Annotated in this window: 18 protein-coding genes and 1 riboswitch; of the genes, 12 read left to right on the forward strand and 6 right to left on the reverse strand. The window is 50.9% G+C overall.

Going from position 1 to position 22,239, the window contains the following annotated elements:
• The first annotated feature begins 730 nt into the window (after window positions 1–730).
• On the forward strand, window positions 731–2,863 hold the full coding sequence (ligA, locus tag Q4G98_RS03550) for an NAD-dependent DNA ligase LigA (RefSeq protein ID WP_298562718.1): 2,133 nt from the start codon (window positions 731–733) through the stop codon (window positions 2,861–2,863).
• A gap of 87 nt (window positions 2,864–2,950) precedes the next feature.
• On the opposite strand, the gene Q4G98_RS03555 is transcribed toward ligA, so the two are convergent.
• Window positions 2,951–3,451: a flavin reductase family protein gene (locus Q4G98_RS03555; RefSeq protein ID WP_298562720.1), complete on the reverse strand. Its 501-nt coding sequence runs from the start codon at window positions 3,449–3,451 to the stop codon at window positions 2,951–2,953.
• 217 nt (window positions 3,452–3,668) lie between these two features.
• Between Q4G98_RS03555 and Q4G98_RS03560 the strand changes: the two genes are divergently transcribed.
• The 11 genes from Q4G98_RS03560 (at window position 3,669) to queC (ending at window position 17,712) form a co-directional block, all read left to right on the forward strand.
• Window positions 3,669–4,244, forward strand: a complete 576-nt coding sequence (locus Q4G98_RS03560; RefSeq protein ID WP_293661319.1) for a hypothetical protein — start codon at window positions 3,669–3,671, stop codon at window positions 4,242–4,244.
• 165 nt (window positions 4,245–4,409) lie between these two features.
• Window positions 4,410–4,697, forward strand: coding sequence for an Asp-tRNA(Asn)/Glu-tRNA(Gln) amidotransferase subunit GatC (gene gatC / locus Q4G98_RS03565; RefSeq protein WP_177561519.1), 288 nt, complete (start codon window positions 4,410–4,412; stop codon window positions 4,695–4,697).
• 17 nt (window positions 4,698–4,714) lie between these two features.
• A complete protein-coding gene (gene gatA, locus Q4G98_RS03570) occupies window positions 4,715–6,181 on the forward strand; it encodes an Asp-tRNA(Asn)/Glu-tRNA(Gln) amidotransferase subunit GatA (RefSeq protein WP_301961841.1) in 1,467 nt (488 codons plus the stop codon).
• Window positions 6,181–7,623 carry an Asp-tRNA(Asn)/Glu-tRNA(Gln) amidotransferase subunit GatB gene (gatB, locus tag Q4G98_RS03575; protein WP_177561517.1) on the forward strand — a complete coding sequence of 481 codons (1,443 nt, stop codon included), beginning with the start codon at window positions 6,181–6,183 and terminating at the stop codon, window positions 7,621–7,623. Before gatA ends, gatB begins: the two co-directional genes overlap by 1 nt.
• Window positions 7,624–7,665: 42 nt before the next feature.
• Window positions 7,666–7,974, forward strand: a complete 309-nt coding sequence (locus Q4G98_RS03580; protein WP_177561516.1) for a DUF898 family protein — start codon at window positions 7,666–7,668, stop codon at window positions 7,972–7,974.
• 183 nt (window positions 7,975–8,157) lie between these two features.
• Window positions 8,158–8,243: riboswitch (cyclic di-GMP riboswitch) on the forward strand.
• 217 nt (window positions 8,244–8,460) lie between these two features.
• On the forward strand, window positions 8,461–13,548 hold the full coding sequence (locus Q4G98_RS03585; RefSeq protein WP_301961842.1) for an autotransporter domain-containing protein: 5,088 nt from the start codon (window positions 8,461–8,463) through the stop codon (window positions 13,546–13,548).
• A gap of 261 nt (window positions 13,549–13,809) precedes the next feature.
• On the forward strand, window positions 13,810–14,466 hold the full coding sequence (locus Q4G98_RS03590) for a YitT family protein (RefSeq protein WP_177561514.1): 657 nt from the start codon (window positions 13,810–13,812) through the stop codon (window positions 14,464–14,466).
• A 215-nt stretch (window positions 14,467–14,681) separates the two neighbouring features.
• On the forward strand, window positions 14,682–14,843 hold the full coding sequence (locus Q4G98_RS03595) for a FeoB-associated Cys-rich membrane protein (protein ID WP_177561513.1): 162 nt from the start codon (window positions 14,682–14,684) through the stop codon (window positions 14,841–14,843).
• A gap of 151 nt (window positions 14,844–14,994) precedes the next feature.
• Complete coding sequence (alr, locus tag Q4G98_RS03600) at window positions 14,995–16,119, forward strand: alanine racemase (RefSeq protein WP_298563047.1); 1,125 nt, start codon at window positions 14,995–14,997, stop codon at window positions 16,117–16,119.
• A 171-nt stretch (window positions 16,120–16,290) separates the two neighbouring features.
• Window positions 16,291–17,022, forward strand: coding sequence for a hypothetical protein (locus Q4G98_RS03605; RefSeq protein WP_298563049.1), 732 nt, complete (start codon window positions 16,291–16,293; stop codon window positions 17,020–17,022).
• Between the two features lie 12 nt (window positions 17,023–17,034).
• On the forward strand, window positions 17,035–17,712 hold the full coding sequence (queC, locus tag Q4G98_RS03610; RefSeq protein WP_293545306.1) for a 7-cyano-7-deazaguanine synthase QueC: 678 nt from the start codon (window positions 17,035–17,037) through the stop codon (window positions 17,710–17,712).
• A gap of 98 nt (window positions 17,713–17,810) precedes the next feature.
• On the opposite strand, the gene Q4G98_RS03615 is transcribed toward queC, so the two are convergent.
• From Q4G98_RS03615 to Q4G98_RS03635, 5 genes are all read right to left on the reverse strand, one after another.
• Window positions 17,811–18,401 carry a class I SAM-dependent methyltransferase gene (locus tag Q4G98_RS03615; RefSeq protein ID WP_298563051.1) on the reverse strand — a complete coding sequence of 197 codons (591 nt, stop codon included), beginning with the start codon at window positions 18,399–18,401 and terminating at the stop codon, window positions 17,811–17,813.
• A gap of 9 nt (window positions 18,402–18,410) precedes the next feature.
• On the reverse strand, window positions 18,411–20,414 hold the full coding sequence (locus Q4G98_RS03620) for a TonB-dependent siderophore receptor (protein ID WP_298563053.1): 2,004 nt from the start codon (window positions 20,412–20,414) through the stop codon (window positions 18,411–18,413).
• A gap of 20 nt (window positions 20,415–20,434) precedes the next feature.
• Window positions 20,435–20,929, reverse strand: coding sequence for an ECF transporter S component (locus Q4G98_RS03625; protein ID WP_298563055.1), 495 nt, complete (start codon window positions 20,927–20,929; stop codon window positions 20,435–20,437).
• Window positions 20,930–21,149: 220 nt separating this feature from the next.
• Window positions 21,150–21,644, reverse strand: a complete 495-nt coding sequence (locus tag Q4G98_RS03630; RefSeq protein WP_298563057.1) for a GNAT family N-acetyltransferase — start codon at window positions 21,642–21,644, stop codon at window positions 21,150–21,152.
• Window positions 21,645–21,653: 9 nt separating this feature from the next.
• Window positions 21,654–22,100 carry a MarR family winged helix-turn-helix transcriptional regulator gene (locus Q4G98_RS03635; RefSeq protein WP_298563060.1) on the reverse strand — a complete coding sequence of 149 codons (447 nt, stop codon included), beginning with the start codon at window positions 22,098–22,100 and terminating at the stop codon, window positions 21,654–21,656.
• Between the last annotated feature and the right edge of the window lie 139 nt (window positions 22,101–22,239).

A 22,239-nucleotide genomic window follows, 5' to 3' on the forward strand; every position in this document is an offset into this window, starting at 1 on the left:
TTTTTATAAATATTTTAATTTTGTTTTTCGTTTCTTTAGTTTTCTCTTTTTAGATGTTCATTTCTTTTGGCGGCAAAATTTTAATAGCCCTTTCTTCGAGAAGAAAGGGCAGCAAAGAAGCTTGCGCACTGTGACGAGTCCTGTTTAGCTTTGTTCGCTGTCCGGCTTCCGGGCAACTCGCAGCTGTGCTGCTCAAACAGTCCCTCCAGCGCTTACAGCTTACGTCGCACACAGCGGACTAGATCACAATGTGCGCTCAAAACCCTGCATCGTACAAATTACTGCTGAATTTCATAAGCAATGTATCTACAGCCTGCTGTTATCCGTATTTATTGGCTAAAGCAGTAGAACGTAGGGTGTTAGAGCACATTGAGCAGATTTTGTTATGTGCAATGCGAATAAGGCGATAGCGGAGTGACTTGTTTGAGGCATTGTTGCACAGGTTATTTATCTTCGGCAACAATGCCGAGTTTCGCGGAGCCGCCGTTGAGCGAAGCAAAATAAAAATCTGTGACGTGCCGGTTTTTCTTTGGTTCGTTTCTTTTACCGCTAAAAGAAATGAACATTATAAAGAGAAAAGTCTTTGCGCAGCTTGCTTCTGGAAGAAAGCGGCATAGAAAAAGAGAAAAAATAAATTCAACAAGCTAATTGTTGAACAAAAAAACAAACCCCAAAAAGCAAAAGATAAATCTACTGCACGCCGCAAGGCGGCACAACGAGGGAGGCAGCTATGGAACTGGAACGCGCACAGGCGAAGAACGAGGCCGAGCATTTGCGGGCGGAGATCCGCCACCACGAATTTTTATATTATGTGCTGGACGCACCCGAGATTACCGACGCCGAGTATGACCGGCTGCTGGTGCGTCTGCGCGAGCTGGAAGCCGCCTGGCCCGACGATGTGCCGGCCGATTCTCCGACGCGGCGCGTGGGCGGCAAGGTGAACCCGGAATTTACCGAGGTCAAACACCTAACACCGCTTTTGAGCCTGGGCAATGCTTTTTCAGATGAAGAACTGTTGGCCTTTGACCAGCGTGTGCGCAGCGGTCTGCCGGAAGGCAGCGAAGTAGAATATGTCATGGAGCCGAAAATCGACGGGCTGGCCTGCAGCCTGATCTATGAAAACGGCCGTCTGGTGCGGGCCGCTACCCGTGGCGACGGTGTGGTCGGCGAGAACGTAACGGCCAATGTGCGCACAATCAGGTCGATCCCTTTAGTGCTGAATCTGAAAAATGGCGAAGCGCCGCCGGAGCTTTTGGACGTACGGGGCGAAGTCTATATGCCGCGCCATGCTTTTATGCAGCTCAATGAACAGCGGCTGGAGGCAGGGGAGAGCGAATTTGCCAATCCCCGTAATGCGGCTGCCGGTAGTCTGCGTCAACTGGACCCAAACGTCACGGCCCAGCGGTCATTGAGCTTTTTTGCTTACGCCGTAGGCGAAGGCGCGCGGGACAAGCATGCCGATTCGTTGGCGATGCTGGCGGAATATGGTTTCAAGGTCAGCGAAAATTACCGCGTGGTCCAAAGCATCGATGCGGCGCTCCAATATATCAAAGAATTCGATGCCGGACGGCAAAGCCTGGCTTATGATACAGACGGTGCGGTGCTGAAGGTCAATGCTGTGTACCAGCAGAATATTCTGGGCGCTACGGGTAAAGATCCCCGCTGGGCCATTGCCTTCAAGTTCCCGCCGGAGCAGGCGGAAACCAAACTGGAGGACATCGTGATCCAGGTGGGGCGTACCGGTGTGCTGACGCCGACGGCAGTGCTGACGCCGGTCAGGCTGTCGGGCAGTACTGTGAGCCGGGCCACGCTGCATAACGAGGATTTTATCAAAGCGAAGGACATCCGCATCGGCGATACGGTGGTCATCAATAAAGCTGGCGAGATCATTCCCGAGGTGCTGCACGTGGTGCTGGGCAAACGGCCGGAAGGCACAGAGCCTTACACTATGCCGGCAGTGTGCCCGGAATGCGGCTGGAACGTAGAACGCAAGGACGGTGAAGCTGCCCTGCGCTGCACTAATCCCCATTGTCCGGCGCTGGGACGCGAAGGACTGATCCATTTTGCTTCTAAAGGCGCTATGGACATCGACGGCTGCGGCCCGGCAGTGATCAACCAGCTGCTGGACGCCGGGCTGATCCGTGACGTGAGCGATCTTTACTTAGTGAATAAAGAACAGCTGGTGGAGCTGGAGCGCATGGGCGAAAAATCGGCTGAAAATCTGGTGCAGGCTATTGCTGCCAGCAAAGAGCAGAGCTTTGACCGTTTGTTGTTCGGTCTGGGTATCCGACATGTGGGGGCGAAGGTGGCGCGGCTTTTGGCAGTGCATTTCGGTACGGTCGAAAACTTGCTGGCGGCTGATGCAGAACAGATCGCCGCTATCGACGATATTGGCCCGAAGATCGCCGAGAGCGTCGTTACTTATTTTGCGTCGCCGGAGAATCGCGACTTGCTCGCCCGTCTGAAAGAGCTGGGGCTGAACATGGAGATGCAGGTCCAGACTGTCAGCGAGGAACATCCCTTTTATGGCAAGACCATGGTCTTTACCGGGACGATGCCGACGCTGGGGCGCGCTGAAGCGCAGACAATGGCGCAGGACGTAGGCGCTAAGGTCAGCGGCAGCGTCAGCAAAAAGACAGACTACGTCGTGGCTGGGGCCGAAGCTGGCAGTAAGCTGACGAAGGCTGAACAGCTGGGCGTTACCGTCATCGACGAAGCAGAATTCCTGCGCTTGCTGCAGGGCGGTGCTGCTGCTATGGCTAATGCAGGGGAAGTAAAAGCTGACGCCGGTCCAGGCGCTGACAGTGAAGATGCATCAGTGGCGGCAGACGCTGACGTACCCAAAGAACAGGATCTGTTTTAAAAATACTAAAACCTAAAAGCAGCGCCGGCATAACTTCAGTTATGCCGGCGTTTGATATTTTTATGCAGTTGACAGTTTTTTTGAGGCTCAGTCCAGATAAGCGGCTACGATCTCGCCTGTATAATAGGTGTGCCAGTCTTTATCGGCATACCATTTTTCAGCTAAGGCTTTGTCAAAGTTTTCTGGGGCCATTTCACGTTTTTCTACGATGCGGCATTCCAGCTGCAGGCCGGCGCCTTTGATCACAGGCACTTTGACGACTTGACCCGGTACGGCTACCAATTCCGCCGCTGCGAATTTATCCAGGTCGCGCCCAGATTTAGTGCCGCACAGGCCCAGTGCTTTGCTGAAAGCCGCGGTCAGCGGCAGGCTGACGGTAAATTCGTCGTGGGCCTCGATCAGCTCGTGGGTATAGCGGGAATGGCGTACCATTACCGTAAAAACAGAGCGGCCCCAAATGTTGCCCAGCGCGCCCCAGCCGATCGTCATGGTATTTTGTTTGCCGTCTGCGGCAGTAGTGAGGAACGCACCCTTCGCCAAAACCTTTAAAATAGTTTCCGCATGGTCGAAAGCGTTGATATTTTGCATAATGCTCACACTCCTTTTGCCTTTATTATAATCGTTTTTTTGTGTCAATGCTGTAAATTTCTGTAAGTAGAAACCGGCAGCACGCAAAATACCGGTACGGTATTTTGCTATGGTAAGTTTACGACGGCCAAAATATTTGCAGGGCTTCTGTTGACAGCACAAAAGAAATAATTTAAACTGTATGCTAGTAAAATTGTTTTTTAAGGAGTGTTTTATAGTGAAGAAAAGTGTGTGGGCAATAGTGATGGTCATGGTATGCGCTTTGATGCTGGCAGGTTGTGGCGGCAGCGGCGGCAGTATCACCAGTAAGGGCTATGGTGATCTTTTTCACGATCAGGCGGCGATCAATAAGGCCGTTGCAGAAATCAAGACTAAAGGCGGTGGTGCACCGCTCATGGTTTTCCAGAATATGCATTTTGGTCCGGACTTTATCAATTTTTCCCGGCAGGATCCCAAAAATAAAGAAAACGTCGATAATTTTGTCTGGACGCCTAATACAGGCTGGCAGGGACCCAAAATCGTCAAATTGCGCGGCAACGGCAAGCTGGCAGATAATTTATTCAATATCGACGATGTGAACTGGTCGGCGCTGCCTGTTTTCATTGCGGAAACAGAAAAAATGGCGAAAGAAAAAGGTATCGACAAGGCTTCACTGGGCGGCAGCATCATGATCGATCTCAATGTCAGAAAGCAGCAGCTTACTTTCTCGGCCACCGTCAAAGGGGAGCGGAAAGACGCATATGTGACCGGCGATATCCAGACCGGCCAGGTTACCAATTTCAGAATTAAATAAACAAAAATAAACCTGCCTTTGAAGGCAGGTTTATTTTTTTGCCGCATCAGTCACCGAAACAAAGCCGGATCGAATGGATATTATAGAAGTATGGGATATTTTGTGATATAATATATCCGATTTACTGCATATAATGAAGAACATTTATCATAGGAAGGTGAAAAAATGAAGGTCACGACCAAAGATGTAGAATACATCGCCCAGCTTTCCCGTTTGACTATTCCTGAAGGTGAAATGGAAAAATTCACGGAACAGTTCAACCAGATCCTCAATTATGCCGATATTCTGCAGCAGCTTGATACCGCAGGCATCGAGCCGACTCCGTACGTGCTGCCGATCAGCAATGCGTTCCGCGAGGACGTAGCTCTGCCCGGCGTTACTCAGGAAGAAGCGCTGAAAAATGCTCCGGCAGTCCATAACGGCGGCTTTAAAGTGCCCCGCGTCATCGAATAAGAGAGGGAGGAACTACTGTGGATCTTTACAAGAGCACTGCTCATGAATTGCACGATAAACTTGTCAAGAAAGAAATCAGCTCCGTGGAACTGACGAACGCCCTGTATGAGCGCATCGACGCCGTCGAGGACCAGGTCAGGGCCTATGTGACGCTGGATAAGGAAAATGCTTTGGCACAGGCTGCCAAAGTCGACGCCATGATCGCCGGCGGCGAGAAGATCGCCCCGCTGGCAGGTATCCCCGGCGCGATCAAAGATAATATCTGCACCAAAGGCCTTTTGACGACCTGCTCGTCCAAAATGCTTTCTAACGTTGTGCCGATCTATGACGCGCACGTTATCAAAAAACTGCGTGCCGAAGAAACTATTTTCCTCGGCAAAACCAATATGGACGAATTCGCCATGGGTTCCACCACCGAATCGTCTTACTTCCAGGCTACCCATAATCCCTGGAACCTGGACCGTGTACCGGGCGGTTCCTCCGGCGGCAGCGCCGCTGCCATCGCGGCGGGCGAAGCTATCTGGACGCTGGGCTCCGATACCGGCGGCTCCATTCGTCAGCCGGCTTCCTTTAACGGCTGCGTTGGCATCAAACCGACCTATGGCCGTGTTTCCCGTTACGGCTGCGTGGCTTTTGCCTCGTCCCTCGACCAGATCGGGCCGATCACCCGCGACGTTACCGACGCCGCTACCGTGCTCAACACCATCTGCGGCAAGGACGAACACGATTCTACCTCGCTGCCCGTGGAAGTGCCTGATTTTACCAAAGCCCTGCGTCAGGACGTGAAAGGCCTGCGTATCGGCTTGCCGAAAGAATATTATGGCGAAGGTCTGGACCCCAAAGTACATGCCGAGCTGAAAAAAGCGATCGCGCAGTATGAAGCCATGGGCGCCGAGATCGTCGAGATCTCTCTGCCCCATACCGAATACGCCGTTATCACTTACTATATCATTGCCCCGGCAGAGGCTTCTGCCAACCTGGCCCGTTACGACGGCGTCCGTTACGGCTTCCGTGCCGCCAACGCCACCAGCGCGCCGGAAATGACCACGCTCAGCCGTACCGAAGGCTTCGGCCCCGAGGTCAAACGCCGCATCATGCTGGGCACCTATGTTTTGAGCAGCGGTTACTACGACGCTTATTACAAAAAAGCCATGCAGGTCCGTACCCTGATCCGCCGCGACTTTGACAGCGCTTTTGCCAAATGTGACGTGATCCTGGCTCCTACTTCGCCGGTCGTTGCTTATCCTATCGACGGCAAAATGGACCCGCTTTCCATCTATATGCTCGACGTTTATACGATCCCGGTCAACATGGCCGGACTGCCGGGTATTTCCGTGCCCTGCGGCTTTGCTGACGGTATGCCTGTCGGCATGCAGCTGATCGGTAAGCCACTGGATGAGGAAACCATGCTGCGCGCAGCTTATACCTTTGAACAAGCCAACGACTACCATAAGGTACTGGCACCGTTAGGAGGTAACAAATAATGAGAAACTATACTACTGTTATCGGTCTGGAAGTCCACGCCGAGCTGAAAACACATTCCAAAGCATTCTGCTCCTGCTCCACAGAATTCGGCGGCGAGCCCAATACCCATGTCTGCCCGGTATGCCTGGGCATGCCCGGTGCTTTGCCCGTGCTCAATAAACAGGTCGTGGAATTTGCTATCCGTGCCGGTTTGGCACTGAACTGCGAGATCCAGAAATTCAATAAATTCGACCGCAAAAACTATTTCTATCCCGATCTGGCCAAAAACTACCAGATCTCTCAATTTGATCAGCCGATCTGTCTGGGCGGCCATATCGACATCGAAGTGGAAGGCGAGAAAAAACGCATCGGCGTTACCCGCATCCACATGGAAGAAGACGCAGGCAAGCTGAACCACAGCGGCGCTACCATCAGCACTTCCGATTCCTCGGCAGTCGATTACAACCGTGCCGGCGTACCTCTGATCGAGATCGTTTCCGAGCCGGATATGCGCAGCTCGGAAGAAGCCCGTGCTTATCTGGAACAGTTAAAAGCGATCCTGGAATATACCGACGTCTGCGACTGCAAAATGCAGGAAGGCAGTCTGCGCTGTGACGCTAATATTTCTGTAATGCCGGAAGGCGCTACTGAATTCGGTACCCGCGCCGAGATCAAAAACCTCAATTCCTTCCGGGCTTTAGTACGCGCTATCGAATATGAAGTCGAGCGTCAGATCGACCTGATCGAGAGCGGCGGCCATGTAGTGCAGGAGACCCGCACCTGGGACGACGCCCAGGGCATGACCTTATCCATGCGCAGCAAGGAAGAAGCCCATGATTACCGTTATTTCCCGGAACCGGATCTGGTGCCAGTAGAGATCGATGATGCCTGGATCGAACGGGTACAGAAGGAACTGCCGGAGCTGCCGGCACAGCGTCAGCAGCGGTTGATGTCCGAACACGGGCTGCCTGCTTACGACGCCGGTCTGATCGTGGCTACAAAAGCTATGGCTGATTACTTTGACGCTGCCTGCAAAAATGCCGGCGACGACAAAGGCGTGTCCAACTGGCTGCTGGGCGACGTTTCTGCTTACCTCAACAACGAAGGCATCGAGATCGACGCTTTCCCGATCAAACCGGAAAATCTGGGCGAAATGGTCGCTTTGATCAAAGGCGGCGTCCTGTCCAGCAAACTGGCGAAAAAAGTTTTTGCCGAAATGCTCAAAGCTGACAAATCGCCGAAAGTCCTCGTTAAAGAGCTGGGACTGGAGCAGGTCAGCGACGAAGGCGCTATTGCCGCTATCGTCGACGAAGTGCTGGCTGAAAATCCGCAGTCTGTCGCCGATTTTAAGGCCGGTAAGGACCGCGCTATCGGCTTCCTCGTTGGTCAGGTCATGAAAAAATCCCGCGGTAAAGCCAATCCGGGTATGGTCAACAAATTATTAGTAGAGAAAATGCAGTAATCTGACTGCTGATTTTAAAGTTTGTAAAATGGAGGTGCCGTAGTGAATAAACCGTTTGTTTTTGTCGGTTCAGGGCTGGGCTATTTATGGCTGCTGATCTGGACGACTGTCGTTTCTATTGTGACTTTGGGCCTGTTTTTCCCGTGGGCCTACTCGGCGCAGCAGCGCTGGATCTGTGCTAATACCTACGTTGAAGGCAGACGGCTGCGTTTTGACGGCACCGGGCTGGGCTTCTTTTTCCAGTGGCTGGTCATCATGATCCTGACGGCTATAACCTTTGGCATCTATGCGCCCTGGGGCTATTGCCAGTTCAAACGCTGGGAGACCCGCAATACGGTTTTTGATGATTGACGCCAACAGATAATTAAAGTGAATAACAGTTATCAGCTAAAGCTCCGCCTGAAAGGCGGAGCTTTTTTGCTCAGCAGAGATTTATTTTTATTTGTATATAAAATATTTCAGAATGTAAATAAATAAACTTGTTAATATATAAAATTTATGGTATTCTTTTAATAAATAAAAGAATATTAATTAATGCAAAAATGGCAAAGCTGTCGAAAGGCAGTGACGCAAAGCTATAGGGTCTACTTCGTATAACGAAATGACAGCCAGTTGCTCATTAATCAGGGGTATTTCTCTGTTTTGGACAATGTTGATGCCTGACCGTTATACGGTCGGGTATTTTTATTTATGCGATAAGTTCAGGGGATATAACAAAGACAAAGAAGGTGCGGCAGCATGTCGGGGAAAGTGGAAAGGGAAAAAATTTTAAGTCAGAAAGTGATGCTTTCGTTGCTTATGGCAGGTACAATGTCCGTTTGTATATCCGGGGGGGACGTGTGGGCTGAGAAGACGGTAAAGCTAAATAGCGATACTGTTTATAATGTTATTGATGAAATACCAATGTCGATAGAGATGAACGGGCATAATATTATCAGCAATGTTACGTTCGGTGACGGAACTGCAAAACGGGAACTTTTGGGTACAGGTAAAGAGACGCTTAAAATAGTTGGTGATAATACTTATCAGTATGGAATAGGAGCTTTCCATGGTGAAGATTCTAAAATAAATTTTTCTAATATAAAAGAAATTAATATCAGTGGCGCATGGATAACCAATGATAATGGTAGTGCATTATATACTAACGCTAAAGGATCTATTAATTTAGATCATATAGGGTTATTAAAAATTGAAAACAGTGAAGACTCCGGTATTGGTATACATACTATGGCCGGTGAAGTTAATCTACAGGCTGATAGTGTAATTGTTGTAGGTAAAAATGATATATTATATGATAGGGCTATTTTAGCGCAATTGAGCGGCGTGCAAGATGAATCCAATGGCCAAAATGCAGTTGTTGACATTAATGCTAATACTATCGATTTTCATACAACTGGTATAACTATTGCTGCTGTTAACTGGAGTGAACCGATTTCTGATAATGAGGTAAAAGTAAATTTAAAAGCAAAAAATATTTCTATTATTTCAGATAGCTCAACTGGCTTATCTTCATATAGTTATAATTTCTATGAAAATAATGATCATATGACTGGTAAAACAGCGATTATTTTAAATGCTGACGAAACTGTGGTTATTAAGGGCGCTAGAAATGCTGTTTATGCAACTAATGGCAGAAAAGAGAATGATGCTTTTATTAGCATTGAAGCCGGTAAAACCATCTGTATTACTGGCAATACCAATGCACTGTATGCCGGTTCTAACGCTTTAGTAAAAATCAATGACAATGGCACGGCTAAAGTAAATCTTACTGGCAATGTCGTTGCTGAAAATGGTGGACAGATACTTGTTAAAAACGCCGGCCAGACGGGTGCGATATATGCTGCTTCTGGTGGAGACATCAGGTTTATTGACGCAGGGAATATCGCTGCGCTAAGTAGGCCTGTTGCAAATGGAAGCAGCAACTATGCCGCTATTGGTGCTGAAGCTGCTGACATAAGCATTAAAGCTAAGAATGTCACTATCAATAGCGGTGCAACTGCGCCGACCAGCGGCAGGATTATGGGTATTTATGCTACAAAGGGCTCTGATATTACTATTGATGCTGACAAAATTGATATTGATTTGCAGTCTGTAGCTAGTGATAATTTAAGTGTTGACAGGATCGTTGCTATTGATAATTCTGTAAATGCCGGGAAAACGATAGCGCTAAATAGCAACTTAATAACGATCAATGCGCTGCAAGAGGGTGCTAATAGCGTTTGCCAAGCTGTTAGAGCGAATCAGGGGAATGTTGATTTTAACGGAAATACGAAGGTTACTGTAAGAGGGGATCAGGTAAGCAGTGAAGTAATAGGGGTTAATGCATTAGGTGATGTTGGTACCACGGCAACAGTTATTAATTTTAATGGTGATGAAACTTCTATTAAAGCCGAAGGCGGGGCAAGATTTGTTATGGCGGTTGAACCTTCCGGTGGTACTGTGAATTTTACTGGTAAAAAAGTTGATATCACTGTTGTTAATAAAAGTCGTGAAGAGTCTCAGTCAGTTGCTATTTGGTCTCAATATGGTGCTAATGTTAATGCCAGTGCTGATACGGATATCACAGCAACTGTGCAAGGAAATATATATGCTAATGGCCTTTATGTTACAGACTTTGAAAAATATAATGGCAATGCAAAGTTGTTAGGTAATTTTACAGCCACAGTTATTAGTAATGATAGTGACGCTACGGGCATTTATGGTGATCTTTCTGACGTTGTAGAATCAGGAACTGATGGCATTATTACTATTGGTAAAAATTTAACGCTTGATATTCTTGCTGAAAAAGGAGAGGCCTACGGGATTTATGGAACGGGCAAATACAATAAAACCACCGTTTTGGGAGATGCGTTAATCACGGCACAGGGTGATACTGCGGTTGGTATCGGTGGTGCAAACGCAGCTAATATTGCTATTTTAGGTAATATTAGTATTGAAACTGTAGGCAAAACGGAAGCTTATTCTGTTTATGCATCTAGTGGCGCTAACGTCAGCCTGGGCAGCGCTGGTAAAACCGTTGATCTGAATGGCGACGTTGTTGCTAAAAATAATGGTGTGATTAATATTGCCGGTAAAACTAACACCATTAACGGTATAGTAAAGGCGGTTGACGGTGGTACTGTTAATCTGAACGGCGCCAGTGACGCTGTTTATAATAATATCAGCATCAACAGCTTCGTTACTAAAGGGACTAGCAGTGATGGCAGCGTCAAATTGAGCGGCGGTACGATGAATTTCGGTATGTTGAATAATCAAAATTTAGCCGCTAATTCTTTCGTTGTTAGTGGTGGTTCTTTAAAAGCTGCTTCTGAGGATATTTTTACCAATAGTTTAACGGCGGCAGGTACTACTGCGAAAAGTGGTAAAATCTTGGATGCGGTTGACCAGGTTGTAGATTTTAATAATGGCAAGCTGATCCTGACCGATGCGAAATATAATATGGGCTGGCTAAAAACAGCTAAAACGGCTCTTAATGATGCGGATTATGGAACGATGAGTTTAGTATTTACTGGTATTTTAGTCACTGCTGGTGGCAAAGAACAAACAGAAGCTGCGGCTGATGATCTTGCTGCCACAGGTGCTGTACATGCGGGGGTAACTGCTACTGTTACTGAAAAGGACGTTACTATAGGCAGTGGCAGCCTCGAAAATCTCGGTGCTAAAGATTTGGCTCTTGGCGGTTCAGCTGCAGATGCGAGCAAAATAACTGTAGGGAATGGTAAAGCATTGACTTTGGTCGGTGGCGGCAGTGAAAATGATGCTTTAGTAAAAACTGCTGATGGTACTGCTAAAACTGATGTTGCTGTGTTAGTTGGTAACAGTACAAACGCAGGAACTTTAAATCTTGGTGTTGCAGGAACTGCCAGCGGCGGTAATCTAAATGCGGCGGTTGTCATTGCTAATGATAACAGTAAAGTGAATGTCGATGCCGGTACGTTTAAAGTTAATGAAATCAGTGCCGATAAAGGTGCGATCAGCGTCAACGAAGGCGCAGCACTCAAGACAGAGAGTTTGACTGTTGGCTCAGAAGGAAGTACGGTTAAGCTCAGCGGGACAGGTACATTAGAAGCTCAGAGTATGACTATCAGTAAAGGAACGATAGAAGTTACAGGTACGGCTAAGGCTGGTAATCTTAAGGTAACTGACAGTAATGCAAAAATCAACGTCGGTACTGGTGACAGCGCCGGCAGTTTGGTTGCAGGTAATGCCGAACTACATGGTGCTGCCGTGGTGCTTGATCCTGTGTGGCAGGGCAATGATACGATCGGACAGGCTTCTAAGGCAGCTTTGACCTTTATTAATAACAGTGTCGATGGCCTGATGACAGTAGGACGGAACTCGGTTTTGAGCCTGGGCACAGACGATACGGCAAAAGCGGAAACGGCTTTTAGTGAAACAGGGTTGACCTGGGGTGAAAATGGTGTAAGTGCGGCTCTGTATATTGACAGAGCCCAGCAATTGGCTGCCAGCGGCGGCCTGTACATTGACGGGAATAAAGATGCTGCGGCAGCTGAAGCTAATAAGGCGAATTTTGCCGCTGGGTCGCTGCTGATCGTTAATGGAGCAGGTATAGGAACCAGTGGAGCTGCGGCTTTAACAGGCAGCGCCGATTCTAAGCTGACAGTTGCTGACGGCGCCAGGCTGTATCTGACCAGTACTAATGCCGGAACTTATGTAATTACTGATAATTTTACAAATAGCAGTAGTATCACTGGCTGGTCTGCCGATGCTGCGAAAGCTGAGGTCAGTGTGAATAAACTTTCTGAAATCGAGAAAGTTGAGCAAGATGCTGCCAATGGCAAATATACGGTAACTGTTAAGCAAAAGGATGTTCAAAAAACTTATGACGGCATTTCCCTGCCGCATATCCTGCAGGCCATGGACCAAAGCAAAACAGAATATGCCGGTATTAAATATCTGACTGAATTGGCCAATGATACCGGTCTTAGCCCGTCTGAATTTGTCGCAGCCGTCAATGACTTTGCCCGCGGCGCGGAAAGCAGCGGCACGAGCCGCAGCAGTGCTTTAGCGGCAGCCGAAATAGGCAATGCGGTGCAGGAACATCTGTCTTTTGCCAATTTGGGCGGCGAAATACCTGCCGGCTTGGGCAGGGGAGAGGATCAGGCAGAAAGCGGCAATATCTGGGCCCAGTATCTGCATAACAAGGATAAGGTCAATGACCTTGGCGGCGTCAGCTACGATGCGCAGTATAACGGCGTGGTCATTGGCGGCGATTTTGCGCCCCGGGGCAAATACAGCAGCGGCGTAGCTTTTAGCTATGGCAGCGGCAGCAGTACCGGCAGCGCGTCCAAAAATGAATTTGATTTCTGGGGACTCAGCTATTACGGTTCTGTCCGCAATGCCGATACCAATCTGATCTTTGACGCCGGCTACAGCAAAACGAGCAGTGAGTTCAAAGGCGTTGTCAAAGCCGAACCGTCAGCACAGGTATTTACTTTAGGTATTAAAGGCGAGCAAAGCTATGACGGCGGACACGGTACCAGATTTGTTCCCTATGCCGGGCTCAGGTATCTGCATATCGATGCCGATGCTTACACCGGTACGATCGGCGGCAGTGCGGCGGCGCGTTACAGTCCGGATAAAGCCGATGTGTGGCTGCTGCCGCTGGGCATCAACATCAGTCATGTCAGCAGCGGTGCGGACGGCTGGCTGTTACGCCCCTCGATAGATCTGGCCTATGTCTGGGCTTTGGGCGACAGGGATAATCTGATGTCGGTGACGGTTCCCGGCGTCGATGCCGGCGACAGGGTCGGTTATGAGTTGATGGAAAAAGGCTTCTTTGCCGGCAGGCTGGGATTGGAAGCGGCTAAAGACGACTGGTCTTACGGCGTCAGCTACAGTTACCAGAAAGGCAGTGCGGCACAGAGCAGTAAATGGTTCGTCAATGTTCAATATAGCTTCTGATAAGTGACCGGGCAATAGCTTACAGGCGGTATCCTTCGAGGTGCCGCCTTGCTTTTTGCCGCAGCCAGTACTGGAAGAAATACTAAAACGGCGCATGCATTTTGAGAGTAAGTTTTCTCCAGGGTCATGTTATATTGCCGGTAGATATGTTACAATATACTTACAATCAGATGGCCTGACCGTACGGTTTCTTGCATGCCGAGGACCGTTTTTTTATTTGCGGCAGGTTCTGCGACATGTTTTTGAAAGAAGGAAAGTAAAGTGGAAGCAGCTGTCAATCAGCATTTTAAGCCGCGGCTGGCGATGTTTGCCGTGGGGATATTTTTAATGACTTTGGGTATCGCCTTATCCTGTAAGGCTGATTTGGGTACGTCGCCGATCTCCAGCGTGCCGTGGGTCCTGAGTATGTTTACTTCATGGAGCCTCGGCGGTATCACGATCGCGATGAATCTGGTGATGATCCTGCTGCAGCCGCTTATTTTAAGGGCTGTGTATCTCCGGGAGATCGCGGGCCAGCTGGCAACGACGCTGGCCTTTGGCTACAGCATCGATTTTTCTATGGGTCTGCTGGACTGGTTCGTGCCTGCCAGTGCCTTGGAACAATGGCTGGCCTGCCTGCTGAGCATCATCGTTTTGGCTTTAGGTGTTTTTCTGGAGGTGCGCGCTAAAATATTTCTGGTAGCGGGCGAAGGCGTGGTCAGTGTGCTGGCTTTTGTCACGCAGAAAAAGTTCAGTTTCATCAAAAACTGTTTCGATATTACGCTGGTCACGATCGCCATTATTATTTCCTGGAACCAATTCGGTATTTTAAAGGGCGTCGGTGCCGGCACGGTAGTAGCTGCTGTTTTAGTGGGCCGCTGTGTGCATCTTTATGAAAACAGGCTGCGTTTTTTCGACCGCTGGAAAGTAGAAGCGTAGCCGGCGGTGCGGCACTATTGGCAGCGAAGAAGTTTATTTTTCCGCCGGAGGGAAATAGTGGCAGGTTTGTAAAAAATATTTTAGGTACTTGCCAAAGAGGACGGAACGTAGTACAATGTGGTTAGCGAAAGCTAACCTAAACGTATTTAAATTTCTAACGGCATAGAGCACCGCCGACAGCAGCGGTGCAGCGTCAACGAAAGCAGGTGTAAAAAATGGCAGATTATATTATTGGCGGTATTTTGGCAGTGCTGGCGCTTTTGGCATTGCGCAGCGTCTTCAAAAAAACAGCTTCCGGCGGTTGCAGTGGCTGCAGCGGCTGTAGTGGCTGCGCTTCCGGCTGTCACGGGCACGACCGGGAGACTGTTCCCAAATGAGCGTGAGCAGCGGCGTTGAAGCAAGTGCAGATTATTGACAAATCATTTTAAAAAGCATATAATTTGACCATAAGGTCATTGGATTTTGTACCAGCCGCAGGCGCACGCAGAAGTACGTGTCCTGCGTTTTTTTGTGAAGGTGGGTTCATTTATGTATCATATCGACCGGGGCGCGTGGGCCGAGATCAATCTTGACGCCGTGGCGCATAATGTGCAGATCGCCAAAAGCAATCTCGATCCTCAGACGAAGCTGTGTGCTGTTGTCAAGGCTGACGCGTATGGTCATGGCGCGGTCGCTGTAGCCCGCGAAGCCGAAAAGAACGGCGCCGATTTTTTAGCGGTCGCCCTTTTGCAGGAAGGTCTGGAGCTGCGTGAAGCAGGGATCAGGCTGCCGATCTTAGTGCTTGGTTCTTTGCAGCCGGGCGCAGCCAATGTTGTTGTTCAATTTGATATCAGTCATGCTGTTTTTGATGAAGAGCGTTTATACGCCCTGAACGAAGCAGCTGTGAAATTGCATAAAAAAGCCAAGATCCATATCGCTATTGATACAGGTATGCACCGTATCGGCGTGCACGTGCGCGAGGCGGGCGAATTTGCGGCTAAGGCCGCAGCGCTGCCGGGCATCGAGATCGAAGGCGTCTTCTCGCATTTTGCGACGGCCGACGCTGATGATAAAGCCTATGCGGCCCATCAGTTCGAGCGTTTCCAGGAAGCGCTGGCGCTGATCAAAGCGCAGGGCATCGAGGTGCCGTTGGCCCATATCGCCAACAGCGCCGCTTTGACGGAGCTGCGCGAATATCAGATGGATATGGTGCGTCAGGGCATTACCTTATATGGTCTGCACCCTGCGCATATGGGTGATTGTTACAAAGATTTTGAGCCTGTGATGACGGTCAAATCGACGGTGAGCTTTGTTAAGACCTTGCCGGCCGGAGCGACTATCGGTTACGGGCGTACCTATACCCTGAGCCGTCCCAGCGTTATTGCCACGGTGCCGGTCGGTTATGCCGACGGCGTCAACAGACGTCTTTCCAACGTGGGTTATATGCTGGTCAATGGCGGTAAGGCTCCTATCGTGGGCCGTGTGTGCATGGATCAGGTGATGCTGGACGTTACCGACCTGCCGCCGGTCAAAGTAGGCGACGAGGTCACGGTTTTTGGCGGCAGGCAGCTGCCGATGGAGCTGGTGGCCGAGTGGGCCGGTACGATCTGCTACGAGCTGGTCTGCAGCGTCAGTCCGCGGATGCCGCGCCGTTATGTGCGCAACGAAAAGTGAGTCTTTTTTAAAACGCTTTCCCTTATTTATGGCTGCTTTTGGCTTCGGCCGGGCAGCCCTTTTTTATTTGCGGCAGCTGTTAAACTGCGTCGACGTTATTTTACCGGGGACGCGGCGGCTGTGATATGCTACAATAATAGTACAGAAATCAGTAAGGAGTGTGACTTGACTATGAACGAACAGGAATGGCTGGCGTGTGTGAACCATGTGGCCGGCGGCGAATATCCCATTCCCCGCGGTATGATCAGCAACTATAACGACTGGCGCTGCCGCTCGACGGTGGGCCGCGCTTTATATTGGATGGATGAAGTGGAAGCGGCGATGCGGGTGCTGGCAACAGTGCTGGACGTGGAGCCTGATATGGAGGATGCCCCGGAAATGGGGCTCAGCGAGGCCGAGCATAAAGTGCTGTGCCTGCGCGACGTGGCCGAGATCGTCTGGAAGCTGGCCCATAACGAGGACGCCGCCTTAAATTATCTGGGGCAGGCTTATGAATTGAGCAGGGCTTACAAGCATCCTTTCCGCAGTGCCTCCCGCGGCGAGATGTTTTACCGCCGGCTGGCGATCCTGCGCGAGGTCGGCAAGGAAGAACAGGCCGTGCAGGAAGCGGCGGTGATGCTGGATATGGAAGCGGAGAGCGGCGGGATCAACCCCTACCGTTATTTTGCGTATAAGTTTTTAGCCGAGCATGAGCATAATAACGGCGATGATGCCAAGGCCTCGCAGCTGTTTGCCGAAGCCTTCAAATATTATCCTGTCAGCGCGGCCGGTGAGCGTGACCTGGCTAAAGCCGCGGCGGCCGTAGACCCGGCGGAACGCTACAAAGCCTATGCTTTCTGCAGCACGATCCAGTACAAGCCCTGGGAAGAATTGCCGCCTGCGATTATCAGGCGTGATCTGTAAAGGGGGCGCAATATGAAAAAAGTAGTGTTATTGAGCGGCGGTATCGACAGCACCACCTGTCTGGCACAGGCCGTCAGCGAATGCGGCGCGGAAAATGTTACGGCGCTGTGCGTTTTTTACGGACAGAAGCACAGCCGGGAAATAGCGGCGGCCCGCAAGGTTGCCGCTTATTACGGCGTGCGTTTGCTGGAGCAGGATATTGCCGGCATCATGTCCTATAGTAACTGCTCGCTGCTGGCCAGCAGCAGTGAAGCGATCGAACACAAAAGCTACGCCGAGCAGCTGGCTGAGCATGGCGAAGGTACGGTAGCGACCTATGTGCCGTTCCGCAACGGGCTCCTGATCAGTGCGGCGGCAGCGATCGCTATTTCGCTGGAAGCAGGCGCTATCTGCTATGGCGCTCATGCCGACGATGCGGCCGGGCGGGCATATCCCGATTGTACACCGGAGTTTTATGCGGCCATGGATACGGCGATCTACGAAGGCAGCGGCAAGCTGTGTCATCTGGAAGCGCCGCTGCTGCACAAAAACAAAGCGCAGGTGGTGGAGTTGGGCCTGAAACTGGGCGCGCCCTACCAGTATACCTGGTCGTGCTACGAAGGCGGCGACAGACCCTGCGGCGCGTGCGGTACCTGCATCGACCGGGCCAACGCCTTTAAGGCCAACGGCGTGGCAGACCCGGCGTTATAAGTTGACTGTAAACAATAAAAAACCGTTTGACTTTGCTGTCTTAGCCTGGGGCTTTACGGCAGAGTCGAACGGTTTTTCTTTTTACAGGCTGGCTAAAGTCAGGGCTTTACTCCCTGCACAAAATAATAATTTTCAGTATCTTCCTGATACAGTACCTGCAGGCCAACGTCGGTCAGCCTTTGGGCGACAACGGCCGCCGGCGGCAGGTTATCGTCCTGTACCTGGGCGCAGGCGCCGTGGATAGCGTTGACGGCGCTGCGGGGAATGTCGTGCATGATCGTCAGCTTGCCGCCGGGGACCAGCAGACGAGCGGCCTTGCTGAGAAAAACAGCGGAGTCTTTGACATGGGGATAAAAATTCAGGCAGGTGATCTGCTCAAAAGATGCTGCCGGCAGTGCCAGTTCCAGAATATCGCCGTGCAGATAGGTGATATTGGTCAATTTGGCGTGGTTGCGGGCCGCCAGTTCCAGCATGGCTTCGGCGAAGTCTACGGCGATGACGTACGCTGCCTGGGGCGCCAGATACGGCAGCAGCACGCCGGTACCGCTGCCCAGGTCCAGCACTCTGTCCCGGGGCTTCAGCTCCAGCTTGGCCATCAGCTGCTGCAGCAGCTGCGGCTGACGTTCACGGGTGCTGTCCCAGGTCGGGGCCAGCTTATTAAAAAATTCTGCGTCTGTCATGGTAGTCATCTTGCACCTCTAAAATTTATAAGTCAGCGCGGCGCTGAACAGGCGGCCAGACATGGGAAAACCGTATTGCTCCACATATTTTTTGTCCAGCAGGTTATCGACGAACAGCGACAGTTCGGCGTTTTTGTTCAGGACGCGGGTCACCGACAGATTGTGGACGGTGTAGCCGCCGATGTTATAGACTGCGCCGCCGGTTTCTACCGGGGATTCTTTCTGGCTGCTGACGTAGGTGATGTCATAACGGAGCTTCCAGAGGTCGCTGTCATAGAGATAGGCCAGGCCCAGCTTGTGGCGCGGGCTGTAGTCCAGCTCGTCGGTCAGGCCGTTGTTGATGTCGCCGCCGGCAACGCCGTTCTTGCGGGTGTGCTGGTTAGTATAATTCACCAGCAGGCTATTGTGCTGATCGAATTTCACTTCATTGGTCATCTCGGCGCCCCAGATCTTGACATTGTCGATATTATAGGCCCTAAACGGCGCATAATGACGGAAGTTGATGTAATCGTTGATGTCCTGATAAAACAGGCTGATCCTGCTGCTGTAGCGGTCGTCAAATCTGTGCTTGTGGCCCAGTTCGTAGCTGAGGCCATGCTCCGGTTTCAGGGAGTCGGTAAACTTTTTCTGGCTCCACCAGTAGTATTCAGGCATGGAGGGGGCGCGCCAGATGCGGTTGACAGACAGACTGGAAGTATTTTTGTCGTCGCTGGTCAGCTGCAGGCTGAATTTAGGCGACAGGCTGCTTTCGGAAACTTCGGGAATGTCGCCAGCCCGCTCATCGTCTTTGCCGGCCTTGTAATGGTCGTAACGCAGACCCAGATAGGTACGCCAGCGACCGTCCAGCTGCCAGTTATCTTCCAGATAAACGGCGGCGTTATCGATCTTCTGTGAAGGGTACAGGGAGCCTGCGCCATTAGGTTTAACGTTATAATGGCCGTAGCCGTAACGCATCCGCTGATACTGTGCACCATAGCCCAGGGTATGCTTGCTGCTGACGGCGCTTTGGCCGCTGATTGCAAAATAATCGGTTTTGTCGCTGGGGATAACACGGTCCAACTGCACCTGGCCGCTGTGGTCTTTCAGCACTTCGTGGCGTTCTTCGTTATTGCGGTAATAGTCGAACTGCAGAAACCCGTTGCTGAAGGTATGCGTATAATTAAGGTCGTAGTGGTCGGTATCTTTGGACCAGTAGGAACCGCGGCCATAATTGCCGGCCTTGCCGATTTCACCGGGCTGGGGCTGGATCAGGCCGTCGCCGATAGTTTCGGGATAGCCGGGGTCATAATAGGGGTCGCCCTTCTGGTTGAGCAGGATATAACCGCGCTCCAGCTTGTTTTTGCTGTAGCCCAGACGCAGGGCATCGGCGTCGCTGAACTTATAGCCCAGCTTGATATTGTACTGCTTATTGTCAAAATCATTGTTCAGCAGGTAACCGTCGCTGCTGCTTTTGGCACCGCTGAGAAAGGCGTTGAGCTTGCCGGCGTTGAAGCCGTAATTCAGACGGTATTCGGCGCGGCCCTCTTCACCGGTCAAAACAGTGGCCGAGCCGCCTGAGGCAGTTTTTTTGGTGATGATATTGATCGTACCGGCAATATCGCCGCTGCTGGCCAGCTTGCCGCCCTTGGTGATCTGGATCTTCTCGATATTTTCGAGCGGGATACTGTTCCAGTCGATAAAGTTGCCGCCCATAACGCCGGACATCTTGATCGGCTGCCCGTCGATAAGGACGTTGTAACGGTTGGCGTCCAGACCACGGATCTTGACGGTATCGTTCTGGTTATCGCCGTAAACACCGCGCCGGCGCACGTCGATACCGGCGCTGTAGCGCAGCAGGTCGGGGATACTGGCATAACGTCCGGGACTGACGTATTTGCTGTCGATATTTTCCGAAGTGGTGATGTCAGCGTCAGGCTTCGTGGCCGTAACGATGATCTCCTCCATCTGGTAAGACGGGGTAGCAGCCCAGACCGGGACTGCTGCCAGACACAAGGCCAGCGTGAGTTTAGAAATTTTATGCATAGCGATCTTCCTCTTCCACATCAAATATTTACTCTTTTCAGGATCAGCGGTATCAGGATCAGTTGAATGACGATACCGGGCAGACCGGTGATCAGGCCTGCGGCGGCATAACTCCAGGCCGGCAGGTGGATGCCCAGCGCTGAGGCGCACAGCGCCAGCACGAGCAATGAGGCCAGGCGTCCGGCCAGCATCGCTGCGGGCAAAGCCAGCCATAAGGGCCAGCGGCGGCGCTGATACAGATAACCGCCGCACCAGCCGTAGACGCCCAGCTCTGCCAGCATCAGCGGCAGTACCGGCAGCAGCGGCGGCATACCCGTCAGCAGGCTGCTCAGAGCCGGCGTCAGCAAGCCGACAGTCAGGCCGCAGTAAGGTCCGAGGCAGAAGCCGGCTAACAGAACGGGGATATGCATGGGCAGAAAAATACTGCCTGCCGCGCCTAAAGTATGCAGCAGTAAAGGTAAGATCAGTCCTGCCGCGATCAGCAGCGCGCTGCGGGTTAGATTGACACTGGGCATAGCCTGCCTCCTTGCTTGGGTGATGACTGCCGCTTTTGGTACAGGCAGCAGCAAAAATAAAAAACCACAGGCAGCATCTTCATGATGCCGCTGTGGTCAGAGTTTATTCCAGACAGATACCGGGCAGGATTTCATATCCCGCCTGCATAAGTAAACATTTCGATGTCTACCTTTAATATTTTAGCATGATTATCGTGATTGTCAATGCAAAGCCAGCGTATTATAGCACCTTTTCATAACAGTAAAACGAGCGCTCCATTTTGCGGAACTGGATCTCGCCGCAGAAGTGATAACCCTGCTTTAAAAATAACTGCTGGGCTTTGTCGTTCAGGGCGTAGGTATCGGTCTTTAAATAGCGCAGTCCCAGCCTGTGCGCCAGTGTTTCCGCCTGCCGCAGTAATTCCGAACCGGTACCGCGGCCGCGCAGATCAGGGTCGACTGCCATACGGTGCAGCACCAGGGCCGACTCCTTTAAGCTCCAGTCAGCATCGGCATAAACAGCCGGCTCGGTCTGATTGATACAGATCAGGCCGCAGAGCAGACCGTCCGTTAGAGAAACAAAAAGGTCGCCCTGGGCGATGTCGGCGGCGAAATCCCGCTCCGTAGGATAGACCGCGTCCCACTGGTAATTACCGTAAGCGTGCATTTCTGCCACCGTAGCCTGTACGATCTCCATAATACGCGGTAGATCCTGCATTGTTGCTGCTCTTAACATCCTCCCACCTCACATTTTGCTTTCCCGCCAGTGTGTCTGCACATTGGCGCACATTTTTTGTACCAGTCTGGCAACAGTCTTTTGCTCTGCCGGTGTAAAATTTTGCAGGCAGATGGCCAGACTGGCATTTTCTTCGGCGATGATCTGCTTGTATACCGCCCGGGCCTTTGCCGTAGGCACAAGCTGCCACTGACGCTGGTCAGTGCTGCTGCGCTGCCTGCTGATATAACCGGCGGCAGTCAGTTTTTGCACAGCCTTAGCGGTGGTCGATTTATCTACCTTCAATAAAAGCGACAAATCGTTTTGATTGATACCGGCGTTTTCGCAGATCCGGGTCAGGAAAATAAACTGTCCCCGCTGCAGCGCCAGCTCCTTAAAATGCAGATCGTGCAGATAATGGATCGTGCGCGCCAGCGTGCCAATATCGCGCAGCAGCTCGTTATGTAATTTCGTCATCGCTTTCACCACCAGTATTAGTTGAACTTTCAACTAATACTATGCCATAAAAGCCGCAAAAATGCAAGCAGCTATTGTTGGCAAAGCGGTTTAATTATTGGATTAAAACTTTCTCCACGTTAAAAAGCAAAAGCTGGTA

Origin of the sequence: uncultured Phascolarctobacterium sp., assembly GCF_958349595.1 — a bacterium.
Lineage (GTDB): Bacteria > Bacillota > Negativicutes > Acidaminococcales > Acidaminococcaceae > Phascolarctobacterium.

What these genes read in the sequence shown, in the direction of transcription:
- ligA (WP_298562718.1), top strand. Translation starts at nt 731, where the DNA reads ATGGAACTGGAACGCGCACAGGCGAAGAACGAGGCCGAGCATTTGCGG.
- Q4G98_RS03555 (WP_298562720.1), bottom strand. Translation starts at nt 3,451, where the DNA reads ATGCAAAATATCAACGCTTTCGACCATGCGGAAACTATTTTAAAGGTT.
- gatC (WP_177561519.1), top strand. Translation starts at nt 4,410, where the DNA reads ATGAAGGTCACGACCAAAGATGTAGAATACATCGCCCAGCTTTCCCGT.
- gatB (WP_177561517.1), top strand. Translation starts at nt 6,181, where the DNA reads ATGAGAAACTATACTACTGTTATCGGTCTGGAAGTCCACGCCGAGCTG.
- Q4G98_RS03595 (WP_177561513.1), top strand. Translation starts at nt 14,682, where the DNA reads ATGGCAGATTATATTATTGGCGGTATTTTGGCAGTGCTGGCGCTTTTG.
- alr (WP_298563047.1), top strand. Translation starts at nt 14,995, where the DNA reads ATGTATCATATCGACCGGGGCGCGTGGGCCGAGATCAATCTTGACGCC.
- Q4G98_RS03605 (WP_298563049.1), top strand. Translation starts at nt 16,291, where the DNA reads ATGAACGAACAGGAATGGCTGGCGTGTGTGAACCATGTGGCCGGCGGC.
- queC (WP_293545306.1), top strand. Translation starts at nt 17,035, where the DNA reads ATGAAAAAAGTAGTGTTATTGAGCGGCGGTATCGACAGCACCACCTGT.
- Q4G98_RS03615 (WP_298563051.1), bottom strand. Translation starts at nt 18,401, where the DNA reads ATGACTACCATGACAGACGCAGAATTTTTTAATAAGCTGGCCCCGACC.
- Q4G98_RS03620 (WP_298563053.1), bottom strand. Translation starts at nt 20,414, where the DNA reads ATGCATAAAATTTCTAAACTCACGCTGGCCTTGTGTCTGGCAGCAGTC.
- Q4G98_RS03625 (WP_298563055.1), bottom strand. Translation starts at nt 20,929, where the DNA reads ATGCCCAGTGTCAATCTAACCCGCAGCGCGCTGCTGATCGCGGCAGGA.
- Q4G98_RS03630 (WP_298563057.1), bottom strand. Translation starts at nt 21,644, where the DNA reads ATGTTAAGAGCAGCAACAATGCAGGATCTACCGCGTATTATGGAGATC.
- Q4G98_RS03635 (WP_298563060.1), bottom strand. Translation starts at nt 22,100, where the DNA reads ATGACGAAATTACATAACGAGCTGCTGCGCGATATTGGCACGCTGGCG.